The sequence below is a fragment of the Streptococcus sp. GMD6S genome, assembly GCF_000297015.1.
Genome location: NZ_AJRH01000310.1, coordinates 1 through 2,205, shown reverse-complemented (window position 1 = coordinate 2,205; position 2,205 = coordinate 1). Strand labels below are relative to the sequence as shown.

The 2,205-nt window shown below is 34.1% G+C and carries 2 protein-coding genes and 2 pseudogenes; all 4 read right to left on the bottom strand.

The features are described 5' to 3' along the window. Window positions 1-152: NUDIX domain-containing protein (locus GMD6S_RS11175; RefSeq protein ID WP_008295756.1), on the bottom strand; the 152-nt coding region annotated here is incomplete at its 3' end. Window positions 153-175: 23 nt separating this feature from the next. After that, a complete protein-coding gene (locus GMD6S_RS11170) occupies window positions 176-1,636 on the bottom strand; it encodes a PIN-like domain-containing protein (protein WP_001106842.1) in 1,461 nt (486 codons plus the stop codon). Window positions 1,637-1,652: 16 nt separating this feature from the next. Continuing rightward, window positions 1,653-2,085: pseudogene (locus GMD6S_RS13125) on the bottom strand (UvrB/UvrC motif-containing protein); the annotation flags it as partial. Continuing rightward, window positions 2,074-2,205 (bottom strand): annotated as a pseudogene (locus tag GMD6S_RS13175) (NUDIX domain-containing protein); the annotation flags it as partial. The pseudogenes GMD6S_RS13175 and GMD6S_RS13125, both read right to left, overlap by 12 nt.

Here is a 2,205-nt window from a genome sequence, read left to right as displayed (position 1 = left end):
AAGGCCTCGCCATTCTCAACATGTCCTCCTGGAAAGGCATAGCCAGACCAGCGATTATTTTCGGGTGAACGATACTGCATCACCACGCTCTGGGTTTCGAGGTCTTCAATCAGACAGATATTGGTTAAAATAGTTGCTTGGGCACGGGACATAGCTTTGCTCGCTTTCTAAATATTTAAATATAGAAATCAATTATTTCTATATCATCAAAAGTGTCATAATCTAAGTCATAAATAAATGATATCTCAAAAGTACCATCTATTTCCGATGACTCATATTCAAATTCTGGATCTTCAGGTTCTTCGTAGAAAGGATTCTTGGTAACAATATTAAAGTCTATATTCACATCAATGCTTGCTATACACTTAATTTCATAAAAGTCATCTTCAAACGTGTATTTTTCAATCTCCACTTCTGTAATAGTTACGTATTCAAATTCTCCCCAACCTAAATCACCATACTTATTTTCAAAATCCATGTTTGGAAGTTCTGTTTTTAAGTATTCCTCTATTACATCACTAATTTCATAATCATTTTCTACAATTTTTAATAATTCAGAAATATCTGTGACTTTTCGCCTTTTAATTACGGAGGGTCTATTGTTTACTGATTGAGAAGATGCTCTCACAAAAGGTTTTACTACATCGTCGTTATTTAAAGAAGTAGATACTATTTTAGCAAAATCGAGTAATGTATCACTAATAGATTTAAATACTCGAGATGGTACTTCCTCTTGTGAGAAGTGTTTCATGAATTCCAGTTCATCCATTAAATAAAAATCTGCCCCAGTCTCATTTTTCATTTCCTCTATAAGTTCAATTCTTGGACCGATAATCTGATATTTCTCCTTACCATTTCCATCTTTTCCAACACAAACTTTATGGTTTAAATCGGTTTTACTATCCCGTTTACCATCAGAGGTCACAAAAATTACATTTTTGATTTTATCTTCCTTTGCTTTGATAATTATATCCTTCCAAATAATTAAATCTCCAAACTTCTGTTGGTACTTTATACCATTATAACTTCTTGATAATTTTTTATTAGCATCATTAAAACCAGGTGGTATCTCATTTTTATATCTTTCATCTCCTTCCTTTTCAATATTTATAATCGTATTTTGTTCATATCGCTCTCCTGTTTTACTTTGTATAATTTCAACCAATGCATTAAAAATATTAGTTTGGTTCTTACTTATTGAGGAAATCTTCTCAACTAATTTATTTTCTATATCAAGTTCTTTTGAGTTCAGTAAATCTGACAAATAAGTGATCAATTCTTTATTATCTTTATCATTTCTATACGAAAGACCTGAAAATAGTGTTTTTGCTGCTTCCGACTTCACTTTATTCCAATTCTTGCTAAAATTATTTTTAAATTTTGTTACGTTGACTTCATTTAATAATAACGCTTCAGATTTATGAAAGTGAAATTCTAAAGCTACAAGATATGGAATATAAATTTTATCTTGAATACTTTGAATTATCTCAAAATATTCTTTTGATGCTTCTGGTGTAAATCTAAATACATTAAGCAATGAGTTGGTATCAAACACAATAATTGTATTCTCACTTGTCATATTTTCTTTATTAAATGGTTCTCTGTAAAAACCATAAAATTCTTCTTTATAGTTCATCTTTTTCCTTTCTTTCCTACCCCAACGTTCTCACTTTGAGCATCATATCACGGATCTGAGCTGCTAGTTCAAAGTCAAGTACTTCGACGGCTTCTTGCATTTGTTTTTCGAGTTTTTTGACGAGTTCTTTGCGTTCTTGTTTATTGAGGCTATTGATATCGACTTCCTTGTCCTCTTCCTTGGCAACTGCCTTGGTTACAGCGATTAGATCACGGATTTCTTTTGAATTTTCCGACGGCGGACCGTTTCATCGATGGCACTTTGCATAGACTGAGTCATCGTGTCCGCATTCATGATAACATGTCCTTCGCTATTACGGGCCGCACGACCAATGGTCTGGATGAGACCGCGTTCGTTACGAAGGAAACTTTCCTTGTCAGCATCTAGAATAGCACCAATCTCACTTCGGGAACGTCAATCCCTTCACGGAGCAGGTTAATACCGACCAGTTGGGGATTCTGAATCGTTAGACCAGTTTCTTCATAAATCTCACGAATGACAGACTCAGCAAAGGCCTCGCCATTCTCAACATGTCCTCCTGGAAAGGCATAGCCAGACCAGCGATTGTT

What these genes read in the sequence shown, in the direction of transcription:
- GMD6S_RS11170 (WP_001106842.1), bottom strand. Translation starts at nt 1,636, where the DNA reads ATGAACTATAAAGAAGAATTTTATGGTTTTTACAGAGAACCATTTAAT.